The sequence below is a fragment of the Pantoea sp. CTOTU50773 genome (assembly GCF_032082325.1).
GTDB classification, from domain to species: domain Bacteria; phylum Pseudomonadota; class Gammaproteobacteria; order Enterobacterales; family Enterobacteriaceae; genus Pantoea; species Pantoea communis.
In genome coordinates, this window is sequence record NZ_DAMDQC010000087.1 from 1 (window position 1) to 16681 (window position 16681).

Genomic DNA, 16681 nt, shown 5'->3' on the forward strand with positions numbered 1-16681 from the left:
CCGCTACGACTATGCCGATGAATATTTGCAGGTGGTGTACAAGCTGCTGGAAGGCAGTTGGGAACAGGATGCGGTATTGCGCGATCGTGAACGGCGTATCTTCAGCGATCCCCGCAAAATTCACCCCATCAATCACCAGGGCACCTTCTTCAACGTACCGGGCATTCACCTGTGCGAGCCGTCGCCGCAGCGCACGCCAGTGTTGTATCAGGCGGGTGCATCGAGTCGCGGCAAACAGTTTGCCGCTGAGCACGCGGAATGCGTGTTTGTTGCCGCGCCGTCGAAAGTGCTGCTGAAGAAAACCGTCGCGGATATTCGTCGCCGTGCAGAAGAAGCAGGGCGCGATCCGCGCAGTATCCTGATCTTCAATCTGCAAACGGTAATCGTCGGGGAGACCGATGCCGCCGCGCAGGCGAAGTGGAAAGAATACCAAAGCTATGTCAGTTACGAGGGGGCACTGGCACTGGTATCCGGCTGGACGGGTATCGACTTCGGTCAATATCAACCTGACCAGGTGCTGAAGTACCTTCACACCAATGCCATCCAGTCAGCCGTCGAAACCTTCTCCACCGCCGATCCCGATCGTCAGTGGACGGTTAAAGCGCTGGCGGATTGGGTGGGCATTGGCGGCTTTGGCCCGCTGATTGTCGGCAGTGCAGCAACCGTCGCCGACGAACTGCAAAGCTGGGTGGAAGACACTGACGTTGATGGTTTCAACCTCGCCTACGCATTAACGCATGAAACCTTTGAAGATGTGGTTGAACTGCTGATACCTGAACTGCAAAAGCGCGGTGTTTACAAGAAGGCGTATGCGGAAGGTACGCTGCGCGAGAAGCTGTTTAACGCCGGACCACAGTTAACCGCACCGCATCCCGGCGTGGGCTATCGGGTGAAAAATTCGGTACTGCCGGAGGTCATATGATTGAAATTGACCAGCTGAGCAAGCATTACCGCACCGCGGATGGACGCATCACCGAGGTGCTGAAAGCCATCAACTTGCAGGTACCACAGGCCAACATCACTGCTGTCGTTGGGCCCAGCGGCGCGGGAAAATCCACGCTGGCGAAGTGCATCAGTTTACTGGAGCAGCCCAGCGCGGGCAGCATTCGCATCAATGGCAGCGATCTCTCGCGGCTGAATGGCGAAGCACTGCGTCGCGCGCGCCGTTCGATTGGCACCGTTTTTCAATCTTCTGCCCTACTGCAGCGCAAAAGCGCCTGGGAAAACATTGCGTTGCCATTGCGTTATCTCGGCGTGGTCGAGCGGGATATTTCTGCGCGTGTCGGTGAGTTGCTGGAGAGTGTTGGCCTGAGTCATAAAGCCAAAGCGTATCCCGATCAGCTTTCAGGGGGCCAGCGTCAACGTATTGGTATCGCGCGTGCGCTAGCGCTAAGGCCTGGCGTGCTGCTGGCCGACGAAGCGACTTCTGGTCTCGATCCTGAAGCCACGGTAGCGGTGCTGGATTTGCTAAAGAAACTGCGTGACGACTACAAGCTGGCGATTGTACTAATCACCCACGAGATGGATGCCGTGCGTCAGGCGGCCGATGCCGTTGCCGAAATTCGCGATGGGCAGATTGTGCAGTATGGCGTGCTGAAACAGTTACTGGCGCAGCCCGATTCCTCGCTGGGGCAACGTCTATTCCCACTGGTGGCGCAACCTGGCGTGGCGGAATTGATTCTGCAACTGAGTTATCGCACAGATGTACCGGTCATCAGCGACTGGATCTCGCGTCTGAGTGTGCAGTTCAATCTGCGCATCGATCTGCTTGGCGCGCACGTTGAGCAGGTCAATGGTATCCAGGCCGGACGCTTGCAGGTGGGCATTCACTTCCAGCAAGAGCGTGTGCCACTGGCGCGATTGCTGGCGCAGCTCGAACAGTTTGGACTGGTTGCCAGCGTCTCGGGCAGCGTACATCAGCTGCGGGAGGCGGTATGAGCGTTTCCGTGCTAAGTCAGGACACGCCGTGGCTGGAAATTCCGGCATTGATGTTACCTGCGATGGGTGAGACCGCGCTGATGGTCGGCATCGTCATGCTGTTCGTGGTGAGCCTCGGCGGTATCGTTGGCGTGGTGTTGTTTAACACCTCAGCACGTGGACTGTTTCCCCATCGCGGCGTGCATCGGGTGCTGAGCTGGATAGTGAATATGGGACGCTCGTTGCCGTTTCTGGTGTTAATGGCGGCGATCATCCCGTTCACCTTCTGGCTGACCGGCACCACCATCGGTATCCCTGCGGCGGTGGTGCCGATGATTGCGGCGGGCATTCCGTTCTTTGGTCGTCTGGTGGATAACGCGTTGCGTGAACTGCCAGGCGAAGTGACCTCGGTGGGTTTGGTATGCGGCGGGTCGCGCTGGCAGATCATCCTTTCGGCGCAGCTGAGTGAGGCATTACCTGCTGTTGTTGCCGCCATCACTCTCAACCTGATTTCCATGATCGAGTACTCCGCCATCGCCGGCACCATCGGCGCGGGCGGTATCGGTTATTTAGCCGTGGTGTACGGCTATCAGCGCTTCGACAACCACATCATGATCGCCACCATTGTGGTGCTGATCGCTTTGATACAAACCATTCAATTTATCGGTGACCGTTTAGTCGCAATTCTACGCCATCCTCAGGGGATATCACGATGACAACACAAGAATTTGAGTTACGTAAGACGCGCCGCTGGCCGTGGCTGCTACTGATTTTAGTGGTCATTGCATTGGCCGCCGCCGCAGGGTTTTGGCGCAGTCAGCAACCGCAAGCGGTGGTCTTTGGCACCACGCTACAAATCCACTTTGAACCGGCAATGGCGGGAGAACAGAAGTTGATTGAGTATGTTGGCGAGCACATCGCGCCGGATTATGGTCTGAAGCTGGAAGCGGTGGGCGTGCAGGATCCGGTGCAGGCGGATCGCGCCGTGGCGCAAGGACAATATGCGGCAACCGTCTATCAGCACCAGTGGTGGTTGAAGCAGGTGGTGGATGCCAACGGTTTCCAGCTCACCTCTGCCTTACCGCTGTTCCAGTGGGCATTTGGCGTCTACTCCGATCGCTATAAATCCATAGCCGACCTGCCGCAGGGGGCCACCATTGTGGTGCCGGATGATGGCGCCAACCAGGGCCAGGCCTTGTGGCTGCTGGCACGTCAGGGTTTGATCACACTCGATCCCAACGTTGAACCGCGTACCGCCAAATTAAAAAACATTATCGGTAATCCGCATGGCTTCGTCTTCAAAGAACTCGATTTGCTAACCATGCCACGCGCGTTGAATTCGGTGGACGCGGCGATTGGCTATGTTTCGCAGTTTGATGCCGGAAAAGTGCCGCGTGATAAAGGCATTCTGTTCCCTCCGGCACCGCGTACTTTTGCCTCGCAGCTGGTGATTGGTACGCCCTATCTGGAGCAGGAGAACATCGTAAAGCTAAAACAGGCGTTCTCCGATCCTCGCGTTCAGCAGTGGCTGAAAACGACGGATGATCCGTTAGTTAAAGGCGTATTAGTGCCGGTCTCTGCAGACTAATTTCCTGGTGTTATCCTTCACCCGGGCTCGCGATGCGCGTCCGGGATTTTGTGTTTGAAAGTTTTTTATATTATTGATTTTAAACAATTTAATATCACTATTTGTTGCTTTGGACCTGAAGGGTAAGCGCTTATAACAACCTCACCTGCACAACTAAAAACAACGTGAGGCATTATGAGTACCGTTTCTTTCGAAAACACCTTACCGACGTCTGAGCCGGTTCGTTCGGTCAGTGATGTGGCAAGGCTGATCAACACCCGCAGTGACAAAAACAATTATGCGCGCATGATTGTGTTCCTCGCGCCCGGCGGCGTCTTCCTCGATGCCTACGATCTCACCACGCTCTCTTATGGAATTGACGATGTGGTACGCGAATTCCAGCTTTCTCCTCTTCTCACCGGATTGGTAACGTCCTCAATCATGGTCGGCACCATCGTCGGTAATCTCATTGGTGGCTGGCTGACCGACAAATATGGCCGTTACTCGGTGTTTATGGCCGATATGCTGTTCTTCGTGGTCTCGGCCATCGCAGCGGGATTAGCGCCCAATGTCTGGGTACTGATTGGCGCACGTTTCCTGATGGGGATTGGCGTGGGTATCGATTTACCCGTGGCGATGTCCTACCTGGCGGAATTTTCTAAATTCGCAGGCAAAGGCAACAAAGCCGCGCGACTCGCCGCCTGGTGCCCGATGTGGTACGCCGCGTCAACGGTGTGTTTCCTGCTGATCTTCGCGCTCTACTTCCTGTTACCGAAAGAGCATCTTGACTGGTTGTGGCGCGCATCGCTGCTGTTCGGGGCCGTTCCCGCGTTGTTGATCATCGCAGTGCGCAGCAAATTTATGAACGAATCACCGCTGTGGGCAGCCAATCAGGGCGATCTGAAGTCTGCGGTGCGCATTTTGCGTGACTCTTACGGTATTCATGCGCATGAAGCGGAACCCGAAGCACCACCAGCAGAAGCGGCACCCAAAGTAAGTTTCCGCGTGCTGTTCCAGAAACCCTGGCGTGAACGCACCATCGTGGCAGGCGTGATGAACATCTGCATCTCGTTTGAATACACCGCGATCGCCTTCTTCCTGCCTTCGATCCTCGCGCAGTTCCTCGGCGCGGGCGTGTTTGAAACGATCTCCGCATCGCTCGGCCTGAACGCGCTGTTTGCTTTCACCGGCGGTCTGCTGGGCATGCGTCTGGCCTGGAAATATCCGTCTCGCCATGTGGCAATGGCCGGATTTGCACTGCAATTCTTCGCACTGATTGCATTGGCATTGATTGGGCACCCTGAAGCGATTACGGGGATTGTGTTTGCGGTGCTGATGCTTGGCTTGTGGTTGTTTGCTGAAGGCTTTGGTCCGGGTGCGCAGCTGATGATCTATCCGGCGCTCTCTTATCCAACTTCCATTCGCGCTACTGGCGTGGGCTTCAGTCGTGCGCTGTCAGGGATTGGCAGCGCGCTGGCGCTGTTTATTCTGCCGATTCTGCAAGCGGCGCTGGGCACCAATATGTTCTGGGTGGTGTCGCTTGCCGCCATCATCCCGATCTTTTTCCTGCTCGCGGTGCGCCACGAACCGACGCGCCACGACATCGACGATCTTTCTCATCAGGAGTGATTATGAGCCAACTTTCTACAGGCACCGATTACGCTGCGCTGGCGGCGCAATTCCGTCCACTGTTTGATCGTATTGCTGAAGGCGCAGTGGAGCGCGAACGCAGCCGCACCTTGCCCCATGAAGCAATCACCTGGTTAAAAGAGGCGGGCTTCGGCACCGTGCGCATTCCGAAAGAGCAGGGCGGGTGGGGCGCATCGCTACCGCAGCTGTTCCAATTGCTCACCGAACTGGCGGAAGCGGATTCCAATCTGCCGCAGGCATTACGTGCGCACTTTGCATTTGTCGAGGACCGCCTCAACCAGCCCAACAGCGCTGAGCGCGATCGCTGGTTCCGCCGTTTTATCGACGGCGAGCTGGTGGGCAGCGGCTGGACTGAAATTGGCGCGGTGAAACTCGGCGATGTGATTACCCGTGTCACGCCCGTCGCAAATGGCTGGACGCTCAACGGCGAGAAGTTTTACAGCACGGGCACGTTATTTGCAGACTGGATTGATGTGTATGCTCGACGCAATGACAATCAGGGCGATGTCATCGCTCTGGTAAGCACTCACCAACCCGGTGTAACGCGTGATGACGATTGGGATGGTTTTGGCCAACGCTTAACGGGTAGCGGCACCACACGCTTTGAAAATGCGCACGTCGAGCAGCAACACGTCTTCGATTTCGCCACGCGTTTCCGCTATCAAACCGCGTTCTATCAACATGTGCTATTGGCAACACTAGCCGGGATTGGGAGGGCAGTCGCACGCGATGGTGCAAAAGCGGTGGCCGCTCGCAATCGTATTTACAGCCACAGCAACGGCGATTCATCACGTCAGGATGTGCAGGTGCTACAGGTCATCGGTGAGATCACCAGCCTGGCGTTTGCCGTCGAAGCGACGGTGATCCGCGCCGCACATTCACTGCAATCAGCGTATGAAGCGCACTTAAGCAGCGACGAAGCGCAACTTCTGGCAGTGAATGCGCTGGCCGAAGCTGAAGCGGGTCAGGCGCAGGTGATTGCCAGTGAGCTGGTACCACGTGCCGCCACCGAGTTGTTTAATGCGCTCGGCGCATCGGATACGCGCATCAGTAAAGCGCTGGATCGTCACTGGCGCAATGCGCGCACGGTGTCGTCACATAATCCGGTGATCTATAAAGCACGTGACATCGGTGGCTGGACGGTTAACGGGACGCCGCCGACAGGGATCTGGCAAATTGGGCGCGGGGAAGGGTAAAACATTTCATGCCGGGCGGCTTGAGCCGCCCACTTCTAATACAACGTTTTTAAACTGTCCTGAATCACATTCAGCGCCGTAGTGACATTGGAATTCGGCCGCCGCGTGACAAACAAACCATATGTCACTTTTACCGGAGCCTGCGCGACATTCACCAGACGCATACTGTCATGACGAATGAGTTCCGCTGGCAGCATGGCCACACCCAATCCGCCTTCAACAGCGGGGATGATCGCACCCAGGTTGGAGCTGGTTACCGCGATCCTAAACTCCTTGCCTGCTTCAATCAGCGCATCAAACATCAAGCGTCGCCATGAACAAGGTTCACCGCAAACAATAGCATCGACCGTCAGCGCGCTATCCCAGGGATAGTCAATTCCGCACACCCAATGCAGGTCGATCTCCCAACTGGTTAACGGGTCTTCACTGAAACCGGCGGTCAGACCCAAGACCATATCAAACGCGCTCTCCTGCCAACGTCTGGCGAGGATGTGATCGCTCTCAATGGAAAGCTCGATGTGCAGACCCGGACACAATCTTCTCAGCCTGCCAAGTGCAAAGGGGAGCAAACTCGATGCCACATCTTCGGACATACCGATGCGAAGCGTGCCGGCGGGCGTACTTTCACTCAGTTGCGCGACCGCCATTTCCCCCAACGCGAGAATTCGCACCGCAAAACTGAGCAGCACTTCTCCCTCTTTGGTGGGGACGACGCCGCGTCCTGTACGACGCAGCAAACGCTGGCCTGTATGTTCCTCTAGTCGACGAATCTGTGCACTGAGTGCGGATTGGGCGCGTCCGGCCTGTTCGGCGGCGCGTGTCAGGCTGCGGTGATGACAAACGGCAACGAAAGTACGAAGCAGCGCGGGTTCAAAATTGTCCGATATCATGATGGGGTTATGTCTGATACATGTGAATGCAGCCTACCAACATATCATCAGCTTCGCTACGCTTTATCTACCGATCATTATTCGTATTCAGCAGTGTGGAGACCAGAGATGAAAGCAGTCACTTACCCCCAACCAGGAGGTCCAGAGGTTTTACAACTGGTGGATGTCGTTGAACCTTCGATTACTCAGGATGAGCTGCTGGTGGCGGTGGAAGCCATTAGTGTTGAGGGTGGCGATATCATTTCGCGCAATAGTCAGCACTTACAAGCGGGCGAGTCACTTGGTTATGCGGCGGCAGGAACCATTCTTGCCATCGGTTCAAACGTGACGGGATTTAAGATCGGTCAGAAAGTGGCAACGTTTAACTGGCGAGGTGCCTATGCAGAACGTCGTGCTGTCGCTGCCTATAACTGTTTTCCTGTTCCAGATGGCCTGGATGCGCGCATTGCTGCCGCCATTCCGGTGGGGCCAGGCACCGCTGCATGGGCGTTTCATTTAGGTCAGCTGCAGCCAGGCCAAACCGTACTCATTCTCGGTGCGGCGGGCGGGGTGGGCATGGCTGCCGTCCAACTGGCATCCCGCATGGGTGCCCGGGTGATCGGAACCGGTACGCGTCCCGAATCACTGGAAAAATTACGTGAATTTGGCCTCAATGACGCCATTGTGGTGGGTGACAAGCAGGCTGGCGAGCAGGTGCGGGAATTGCTGGGCGGCAATAAAGTGGATTTGCTGATCGATACCATCGGCGGCGCAGCATTATCAGATGGCATTGAAGTATTAAAAGACGGCGGGTCGGCGGTTCTGATCGGCATTCTCGCTGGACGTAATCAGACGGTCGATGCGGAATATCTGCTGTTGCACCGTATTACGTTGATCGGATGCTTGCTGGGACCAGAATGGGGTGAAAAACAGATTGCCCGCGATTTGGTGAATGAACTGATGGTGATGGCGGCGAAAGGCGAACTGATCGTGCCTATCGATAGTACTTTCCCGCTGGAAAAGGTGGTTGAAGCGCATCAACGAGCAGAAACGCGTGGGCGTTTGGGCAGAGTGTTTATCACTGTTTAACAGTGTGCGGCCGTAAGGCCGCACACTATCTGGTCACTGCTTATCCAGTGACCAGGTCGCACTGCGCACATCCACTTTCACCGGCAGCAGTCCGACACGGGTAAACGTATCCGCTAGCGCCTGCTGTTCATCGAACACCTGCGGCGTCATACGCGTAGCGCCATACGGCAGGCGTTTCAACGTGGTCTGCCAGATTGCCTTATCTAACCCGGTCGATTTGGACAGAATCGCGGCAGCCTCATCCTGATTAGCGTTCGCCCAGTCACTCAATTTGCTCAATTCATCCACCACCTGTTTCACGGTGTCAGGATGGCCTTCGGCAAAGGAGCGGCTGGCGAGATAGAAGGTGTAATGCAGCACCAAACCTTCTGCATTACGGATTTCACGCGCGTCGGCGTTCGCTTCCACTTCTGCGAGGAACGGATCCCAGATCACCCACGCATCAATCGCGCCTTTCTGGAAGGCGGCGCGCGCATCAGCTGGTGGCAGGTAAACGGGTTTCACGTCCTTATCATTCAGTCCGGCATCTTCCAGCGCTTTCACCAGCAAATAATTCACGTCAGAACCCTTGTTCAATCCAACACGCTTACCTTTCAAATCCGCCACGCTTTTGATCGGCGAATCTTTAGGTACCACGATGGCTTCGGTTTTGGGGTTAGCAGGGGAGTGACCGAGGTAAATCAAATCCGCTTTGGCAGCCTGCGCGAAAGCGGGTGGAGCATCGCCGGTGGCGGCTAAATCGATGCTGCCCACGTTTAGCCCTTCCAGCATCTGCGGCCCGGCCGGAAATTCTACCCAGCGGACATTGATGCCTTCCTTCTTGAAGGTTTCATCCAGCGTGCCGCGATACTTCAGCAGCGCAAAAATATTGGCTTTCTGATAGCCGATGGTCACGGTTTCTGGTTTAGCGGCAAAGGCGTGCGCAGAGAGCAGGCCAAAGCTAAGCGCCAACGCGCTCAGAGCAGGAATTTTTGTTTGCATGATGAGTCTCTCGTGGATTTTTTCTCACCATAGCAAAGCGCTTATATAACCAATAAATAACGAATTTCGATCGCTTATAACCTAATTTTTTGTGATCAAGATCATTCACTGTAATCAGCATGTCATCTTGATTTGCATAGATGCCCAGATAATTAGCACGGTAATAATTTGTATAACAAATCAAAATGTCATCTCGATATGCTTCTGTCAGGATAGACGCTTACGTTGCCTGCTATGGGTTTCCTTCGCTCTATGAAGTGGTTTTCACAAAGCGCAGTGCTGTTTTCTGCCAAAACTTGTCTTGCCGCCTTTCTGGCTTTTTATATTGCTCTGGAACTCAATCTCGATAAACCGGCCTGGTCACTGACTACAGTGTACGTTGCCTCACAACTCTATTCGGGTTCGACCGTATCGAAATCGGTGTTTCGCTTTTTCGGCACCTTGCTGGGTGGGCTGTTTACGCTGCTAATCTATCCCACTACCGTAGAGTCACCGATGCTGTTCAGCCTGTGCATCTCTTTATGGGTGGCGGTATGTCTCTATCTGTCGCTGCATGACCGCACGCCGAAAAGCTATGTGTTTATGCTCGCCGGTTACAGTGCGGCGATCATGGGCTTTCCCGACGTCACGTCACCCTCGGCCATCACCTACACGGTGATTTCGCGTATTGAAGAGATCACGGTGGCGATCATCTGCAGCAGCCTGGTGCACCGCTTTATCATGCCGGTGTCGATGCGCAGTCTGTTGGAGCAAAGCGTCAGCCTGTGGTACCAGAATGCGCGCAAGCTGTGCAGCGAGTTAGTCACGGTGATGCCAGCTGATAAATCGGTGGAACGAGAAGATATTCTGGTGCAGATGGCGAACTATCCTCTCAACGTCGAAACCCTGATTACGCACTGTGTTTATGAAGGCGATGCCGCGCGACGTCTGGTGCGGTTGGTCAGCGTGCAGTATCAACACCTCTCCTATTTGATTCCAACGCTGACAGCGATTGAGTCGCGGCTTAATTTGCTGGCGCAGCAGGAAATCCGTTTTCCGGACTATGTTGCAGAGGCATTCCAGCAATTTTTGTTATGGCTGAACGGCGATGACCAGGTTCAGATTCACGATGTTTTGACCGTTACACAGGCGCAGTTGAAGCAGGCCTGGCAGGAGGGGCGGCTCAACAGTGAAGAGAGTATTTTACTAATTGGATTGCTGGAGCGCCTGCTGAATTTTGTGCGCATCGCCAATGCCTATCACAGCGTCAGCGAGCGTGTGAGTGAGTGGACACCGACCGTCAAGCCGGGAAAAACCGTGCGTGCGCATAAGCATGTCGATAAAGGTTTGCTGTTGCTTTCCTGCTTTACTGCGTTTCTGGCCACCTTCGCCACCTGCTTGTTCTGGATCGGCAGCGGCTGGAAAGATGGCTCGACTGCGCCAATGATGGCGGCGGTACTCTGCTCATTCTTTGCCGGGCTGGACAGTCCTATCGCGCCAATGAAGCTATTCCTGAAGGGCGTATTGATCTCAATGGCGATCAGTCTGCTCTACGTCACCGTGTTGATACCACAAGCGGTAACGTTTGAAGCGATGATCATCTGCCTTGCGCCCGGATTATTTGCGCTGGGATTGGTGATTACCAACCCGGCAACCAATTTGATTGGCCTGATCGTCGCCACGCAGATTCCGGGGCTGATTGGCATGAGCCACCATTTCAAGCCCGATCTTCTGCTTATAGTAAACGCCATGATTTCGACGCTGGTGGGCATTGTCATCGCCCTGGTGCTGACATTGCTTATTCGTAACAAGCGTCCATCGTGGACGGCGAAACGCGCGGTGCGTAAAGGGATCCGCGATTTGCTGCAGTTTATCGCTGCGCTGCGTGTCAACACGGTAACGATGACGGCGCGCCAGCAATTTGTGGCGCGTACGCTGGATAAGGTGAACATTATCTTGCCACGTAAGCGCGTCGATCCCTCGCCCGATCTGGTTTCCGGCGGCAATCTGATTGCCGAGGCCTGGCTTGGTGCCAACTGTTACGACTATTACACGCGGCACAAAGCGCTACTGATCGAGAATGGCATTGAGAGTGCGGCGATGTTCCATGAGCTGAGTGTGTTCCTCAAACGCAGGCTGAAATCCCTGCAGACACAGCCCCATTCGGCGTTGTTGCATGAACTTAATCGCCTGCTGCTGGGTTTAGAAGCGCGAACATTACAGGAACAGGCGTTGTTTTCCCCGATGTTCCATCTGTTCAATATCCGCTTATCGCTGTTTCCCTCAGCGCGCTGGCCGGAAAACGCGTCACTTGAGGTTGATCGCGCATAAGTGTGCCGCAAACCCTGTATTTAAGCTGGGGGGCATGCACCAGACTGACAAATCCCGTACAGTGCTGAACAGGCTTGATAAAGGAAAATCGCAGATGAAGATGATCGGTTTGATCGGTGGAATGAGTTGGGAATCGACGGCGCTCTACTACCGCATCATCAATGAACAGGTGAAGCAGCAACTTGGCGGATTGCACTCGGCGCGCAGCCTGATGTACAGCGTCGACTTTCAGGAAATTGAGAAGCTGCAAGTGGCGGGGGAATGGCAGCGAGCCGGCGAGATTCTGGCAGAAGCCGCGCGCAGTCTGGAAAAGGGCGGGGCGGACTTCATTGTGCTCTGTACTAACACCATGCACAAAGTCGCTGACCAGATTACCGATGCCGTGGCTATCCCGCTGCTCCATATCGCTGATGCGACAGCTCAGCGTATTCAATCCGCTGGCGTGAAGCGTGTGGGCTTACTGGCGACGGCATTTACCATGGAGCAGGAATTCTACAAAGGCCGTCTGGCGCAGTCCGGCATTGATGTGCTGGTACCGGATGCATCGGGCCGGAAGACGGTGCATGACATCATCTATCAGGAGTTGTGTCTTGGCATTATTCGTGAGTCGTCGCGAGCGCGTTATCGTGAGGTGATTGCTGAGCTGGTGGCGCAGGGCGCCGAAGCGATCATTTTGGGTTGCACCGAAATTACCCTGCTGGTGAAGCCCGAAGATGCCAGCGTGCCGCTGTTTGATACCACGTTGATTCATGCCGAGGATGCGGTGAAACTGGCTCTGGCAATAAAATAATTATCCTGCTAATTATTTTGTGTGTTATTATATGCTCATTGAAGGCACAACGTCTGACCCCACATGGTCGTACAGGGATGTGCCAGAACTGGCTGCCAATACGTTGGCAGCCTTTTTTGTGGTCAGAATGCTGTTTCCAGTGAATCTGTGACGCAATAATCGTCGTCCACCAGTGGCAGATAGCGCCATTTATCAAAAGCGGTGCAGGGATGAGAGATACCGCATCCTACCCAATCACCCGGCTGCAACGTTTCATCATCGGGCAGCAGCAGATACGCATGTTGATCGTTGACGTCACTGATACGCAGATGGGTTGCCGCGCGCGGTTCACTGCCATCTGCGTTGCGGATCCACAATGGATTGGGCAGATCCTGGTCGAACGGCACATCACGCCGACCAAAATCGACAAAGGCCAATCCCGGTTCAGGGCGAGACAATACCCGCCCCCAAATCTCCAGCGCTGCATCGAAGTGATGGCTCGAACCCGGTTGCGCGAAGGGTGCAATGCGCGCATACAAGCCGCTGTCATGCGCCATATAGGCACCGGACCGAATCAAGGGTGTCATCGGCAGCGGTAACGTCGCGGCAGTAAAGCATTCGGTCACCACGTCAAACCAGGCGCCACCGCCAGCGCTGAGGATGATGTGATCGCTGCTGAAGAGTTGATGATCTGCCAGCAGTGCAGTGGTGCTGATCATCATCTGACAATACGCTTTCACGCGCTGAATACCGGCTTCATCGCGACCCGCCCCCAGCGCACCTTCATAACCGGCCACGCCCACCAGCTGCAGTGAAGGGCTGTCTTTAATCGCTTCGGCAATCTTTAGCGCTTCCTGTTGTGAACGGCAGCCGGTACGACCGCCACTCACCGACATCTCCAGCAGTACAGAAATCTGTGCATCGCCGAGATGCTGTTCCAGCAATTTTACGCCCTGCAGTGAATCCACATAGCAGAGGAAACCGTGGTCGGGATGCTGCTGCTGCCATTGGCCAATCCAGCGAATGCCCGCCGGATCGACTAGCTGATTGGCGAGAAACACATTGCGGATGCCAAACTGACGCAGCGCACGCACCTGTGCTGGCGTGGCAGCACCCAATCCCCACGCGCCACCTTCGCTAATGGCGCGGCGCAAGATCGCGGGCGACATTGAGGTTTTCCCGTGTGCTGCCAGCATGATGCCGTTCTCCTGGCAAAACGTGGCAAGCTGGTGGAGGTTGTTCTGCAGCGCTGATTGCTTCATCACCATCAACGGCGAGAACACTTCATCACTGGTAAAAACGTTACTGCCCGGCGTTAACGGTTGATCGCCAGATCCCGCTACCGATTTAAACCGTGGCGCAGGTTGTTGGGCATCCAGCAAACCGTCTGCCTGCAGTGGAAAACGAATCGACATAGTGGCTCCTGTTAGTGCTCAAGCACGCGCGATAAGAATTGTTGAGTGCGCGGGTTCTGCGGATTAACAAAGATTTGCTCCGGCGAACCCTGCTCAGCGATAACGCCTTGATCCATAAACACCACGCGATCGGCCGTTTTACGGGCAAAGCCCATTTCGTGCGTCACCACCACCATGGTCATCCCTTCACGTGCCAGGCTGCGCATCACTTCCATCACTTCGCCAACCAGTTCTGGGTCAAGTGCGGAGGTGGCTTCATCAAAGAACATAATTTTCGGTTCCACCGCCAGCGCGCGCGCAATGGCGACACGCTGCTGCTGACCACCGGAAAGCTGTGCCGGATAGTGATGCGCGCGCTCCGCCAGCCCAACACGGGTCAGTGCCGCCATGCCGCGTTTGTTGGCTTCCGCTTCCGACAGTTTTTGCGCTTTAATCAGCGCCAGGGTGACGTTACCCAGCGCGGTTTTGTGCGGGAACAGGTTGAACTGCTGGAACACCATGCCGACATGGCCGCAAATTTCGCTGCTGCGCTTACGGTCGTGCAATGGCACTTTGTTAACCCATATTTCGCCGCCATCAGCGGTTTCCAGGCCGCTCATGATGCGCTGCACAGTGCTTTTTCCTGAGCCGGATGCACCAATTAACACCAGCACTTCGCCGGGTGAAACATCCAGACTGATCTCTTTCAGCACCTGAGTGGAGCCAAAGGATTTAGTAATGCGGCTCAGCGTAATCGCAGATTGGCTCATGATATCTGGCTCCTGGTTTGATGATGTTGAACCCAACGTGAAAGTGGGAAGCAGATGGCGAAGTAGAGCAGGGCAACCAGGCCGTAAATCACCACCGGTTGGCCGATGCGATCGACAATAGCCTGGCCCTGATGCATCAGTTCGGACATGCCGATCATGCTGACGATCGAGGTGTCTTTAATCAGCGAAAGATACTGACCGGCCAGCGGCGGCAACACGATGCCACGGGTTTGGGGCAATACCACGCTCATGAAGGTTTGACGTTTGGAAAGCCCGAGAATCCAGGACACTTCCCACTGTCCTTTCGGTACCGCTTCAATCCCGGCGCGGAACACTTCGGCGATATAGGCACCTTGATAGATGCTCAAACCGAGGATCCCGGCGGCAAACAGGTTGATCTCATAACCGAAGTAGGCCACGCCGAAGTAGATGAACATCAGCGTGATCAGCACCGGCGTACCGCGAAACAGCTCGGTATAGAGTACGGCGATCTGTTTGGCGACCGGCAATCGGCTGGTGCGCAACACGGCCGCCAGTAAGCCCAGTAACGTGCTGCCGATAATGGCGGCGATGGACAGCAACAGCGTGATACCCAGTCCTTTCAGCAGGATGGGGAAAGAGCTGATGATAAGCTCGCTCATAGCGCATTCTCCTGTTTCACTGGATTAGTCAGCCATTTTTTTGCCCACCACCAGGCGGACTTTTTTACCGGGGTCACCAGCGGCGGGTGGAACATGCGCCGTCCTGCCACCGTGCCCAGCCAGGAGAACAGATTGCTCAGCACCAGATAGACCAGCGCGACCACGCTAAAGGTCTGGATATAAAGCAGAGTGCGGGCGTTGATCACCGTGGCGGTGCCGGTCAGTTCTGGCAGGGCAATCGCAGAAAGCAGCGAAGTACCGAGCAGCAACTGAATCAGGTTGTTGATGATCGCCGGCCATACGGCGCGTGCCGCCTGCGGCAGCACCACGCTGAGAAAGATTTGCCTACGCGGGATGCCGAGAATATAAGCGGCTTCGAGCTGACCTTTTGGCACCGATTGAATCCCGGCACGAAAGGTTTCAGACAAGTAAGCGCCAACGTTGATGCCCAGCGCCAGCACACCGGCGGTAAAGGCACTCATGGTGATGCCCAGCGAGGGCAGGCCAAAGAAGATGATGAAAATTTGCAGCAGCACCGGCGTGTTGCGAATAAACTCGACGTAGCAGTGACTGATCCAGCGCAGGGGAGCAACAGGCGATGATTTCGCTAATGCCGACAATAAACCCAATGCTACCGCCAGCACGAAGGCCAGCAATGTCACCTGCAGTGTCAGCCATGCGGCCTCAAGAAAGGTGTCGGCATAGCGCCAGAGGGTTAGCCATTGATAACTCATGGTTTGACTCCTTCGAACGGCGCGGCATCAACTGCCGCGCCGCACATCAATCAATATTGCGGATTCAGCGGGTAACGTGGCTTGCTACCGAACCATTTCTGATACAGCTGGGCGTTTTCACCCGATGCATTAATCTCAAACAGGAATTCATTCAGATAGTTGGTCCACACCTGATCCCCCTGTTTCACACCGAAGGCGTTATATTCCAGTGGTACCAGCGCTTCGTTGGTCACGGTTAACGTCGGATCGAGCTTGGCCTGATAGGCGAGGAAGTTGTTGTCTTCGATCATCGCATCGGCTTGGCCCTGCTTCACGGCGAGAATCGCGGCTTGCGATGAATCGTATTCCTGGATTTTCACATCAATGCCGAGGTTACGGACTTCATCCCCGTTGGTTGAACCCTTCACCGTGGCGATAGTTTTACCGGCCATATCATGAGCTGATTGAATGCCGCTGTTTTTGCGCACCAACATCGCTTCACTCGCCACCACATACGGGTTGGTGAAGCCAATCTCTTTGGCACGTTCAAGATTGCGAGTAAAGTTACAGAACACCACATCCACTTTATTGGTTTGCAGGTTAGGAATACGGTTGGCGCTGGTGGTATTCACCATCTCCAGTTTCACGCCCATCTCCTTGGCCAGTGCTTTAGCCAAATCAACGTCATAACCATCCGGGTTGCCGTCTTTGTCATAAAAACCAAAGGGGGCAAAGCTCAGGCAGTCACCGACACGCAGCGTGCCGCGTTGCAGTACGTTCTGCAGGGCCGATTGCGGTGCGGTGCCAGCCTCTTT

16 protein-coding genes are annotated in these 16681 nt (G+C 55.1%); 9 read left to right on the plus strand and 7 right to left on the minus strand.

Annotation, left to right across the window (positions count from 1 at the left end):
• From RT340_RS14345 to RT340_RS14370, 6 genes are all read left to right on the plus strand, one after another.
• On the plus strand, window positions 1-922 hold a 922-nt coding region (locus RT340_RS14345; protein ID WP_313376670.1), incomplete at its 5' end, for an NtaA/DmoA family FMN-dependent monooxygenase.
• Window positions 919-1938: a methionine ABC transporter ATP-binding protein gene (locus RT340_RS14350; RefSeq protein WP_313376672.1), complete on the plus strand. Its 1020-nt coding sequence runs from the start codon at window positions 919-921 to the stop codon at window positions 1936-1938. The genes RT340_RS14345 and RT340_RS14350, both read left to right, overlap by 4 nt.
• On the plus strand, window positions 1935-2633 hold the full coding sequence (locus RT340_RS14355) for a methionine ABC transporter permease (protein ID WP_313376675.1): 699 nt from the start codon (window positions 1935-1937) through the stop codon (window positions 2631-2633). The genes RT340_RS14350 and RT340_RS14355 overlap by 4 nt, the downstream gene beginning before the upstream one ends.
• Window positions 2630-3505, plus strand: a complete 876-nt coding sequence (locus tag RT340_RS14360; protein WP_160833135.1) for a MetQ/NlpA family ABC transporter substrate-binding protein — start codon at window positions 2630-2632, stop codon at window positions 3503-3505. Before RT340_RS14355 ends, RT340_RS14360 begins: the two co-directional genes overlap by 4 nt.
• Before the next feature lie 174 nt (window positions 3506-3679).
• Window positions 3680-5113, plus strand: coding sequence for an MFS transporter (locus tag RT340_RS14365; protein WP_313376679.1), 1434 nt, complete (start codon window positions 3680-3682; stop codon window positions 5111-5113).
• Window positions 5114-5115: 2 nt separating this feature from the next.
• The gene (locus RT340_RS14370) at window positions 5116-6330 is read left to right on the plus strand and encodes an acyl-CoA dehydrogenase family protein (protein WP_313376681.1); all 1215 of its coding nucleotides are present in this window, start codon (window positions 5116-5118) and stop codon (window positions 6328-6330) included.
• 35 nt (window positions 6331-6365) lie between these two features.
• Here the strand turns inward: RT340_RS14370 and RT340_RS14375 are convergent, their stop codons facing one another.
• Window positions 6366-7220 (minus strand): LysR family transcriptional regulator, encoded by an 855-nt coding sequence (locus tag RT340_RS14375; RefSeq protein WP_072226533.1) that lies wholly within the window; start codon window positions 7218-7220, stop codon window positions 6366-6368.
• A gap of 108 nt (window positions 7221-7328) precedes the next feature.
• On the opposite strand from RT340_RS14375, the gene RT340_RS14380 reads away from it, so the two are divergent.
• Window positions 7329-8288, plus strand: a complete 960-nt coding sequence (locus RT340_RS14380; RefSeq protein ID WP_313376685.1) for a zinc-binding alcohol dehydrogenase family protein — start codon at window positions 7329-7331, stop codon at window positions 8286-8288.
• Between the two features lie 33 nt (window positions 8289-8321).
• Here RT340_RS14380 and RT340_RS14385 read toward each other — a convergent pair whose 3' ends face one another.
• A complete protein-coding gene (locus RT340_RS14385; protein WP_313376687.1) occupies window positions 8322-9269 on the minus strand; it encodes a sulfonate ABC transporter substrate-binding protein in 948 nt (315 codons plus the stop codon).
• A gap of 252 nt (window positions 9270-9521) precedes the next feature.
• On the opposite strand from RT340_RS14385, the gene RT340_RS14390 reads away from it, so the two are divergent.
• Entirely contained in the window at window positions 9522-11579 is a 2058-nt protein-coding gene (locus tag RT340_RS14390; protein ID WP_313376689.1) for an FUSC family protein, read from the plus strand.
• Between the two features lie 94 nt (window positions 11580-11673).
• Window positions 11674-12369: an aspartate/glutamate racemase family protein gene (locus tag RT340_RS14395; protein ID WP_313376691.1), complete on the plus strand. Its 696-nt coding sequence runs from the start codon at window positions 11674-11676 to the stop codon at window positions 12367-12369.
• Window positions 12370-12491: 122 nt separating this feature from the next.
• Here RT340_RS14395 and RT340_RS14400 read toward each other — a convergent pair whose 3' ends face one another.
• The 5 genes from RT340_RS14400 to RT340_RS14420 all read right to left on the minus strand — a co-directional run.
• Window positions 12492-13763 (minus strand): alanine racemase, encoded by a 1272-nt coding sequence (locus tag RT340_RS14400; protein ID WP_097117650.1) that lies wholly within the window; start codon window positions 13761-13763, stop codon window positions 12492-12494.
• An 11-nt stretch (window positions 13764-13774) separates the two neighbouring features.
• Window positions 13775-14512: an amino acid ABC transporter ATP-binding protein gene (locus RT340_RS14405; RefSeq protein ID WP_313376693.1), complete on the minus strand. Its 738-nt coding sequence runs from the start codon at window positions 14510-14512 to the stop codon at window positions 13775-13777.
• A complete protein-coding gene (locus tag RT340_RS14410) occupies window positions 14509-15153 on the minus strand; it encodes an amino acid ABC transporter permease (RefSeq protein ID WP_045815500.1) in 645 nt (214 codons plus the stop codon). The genes RT340_RS14405 and RT340_RS14410 overlap by 4 nt, the downstream gene beginning before the upstream one ends.
• Window positions 15150-15887, minus strand: a complete 738-nt coding sequence (locus RT340_RS14415) for an amino acid ABC transporter permease (RefSeq protein ID WP_045833600.1) — start codon at window positions 15885-15887, stop codon at window positions 15150-15152. The genes RT340_RS14410 and RT340_RS14415 overlap by 4 nt, the downstream gene beginning before the upstream one ends.
• Window positions 15888-15937: 50 nt before the next feature.
• A partial coding sequence (locus RT340_RS14420; RefSeq protein ID WP_313376697.1) for a transporter substrate-binding domain-containing protein occupies window positions 15938-16681 on the minus strand: 744 nt, incomplete at its 5' end.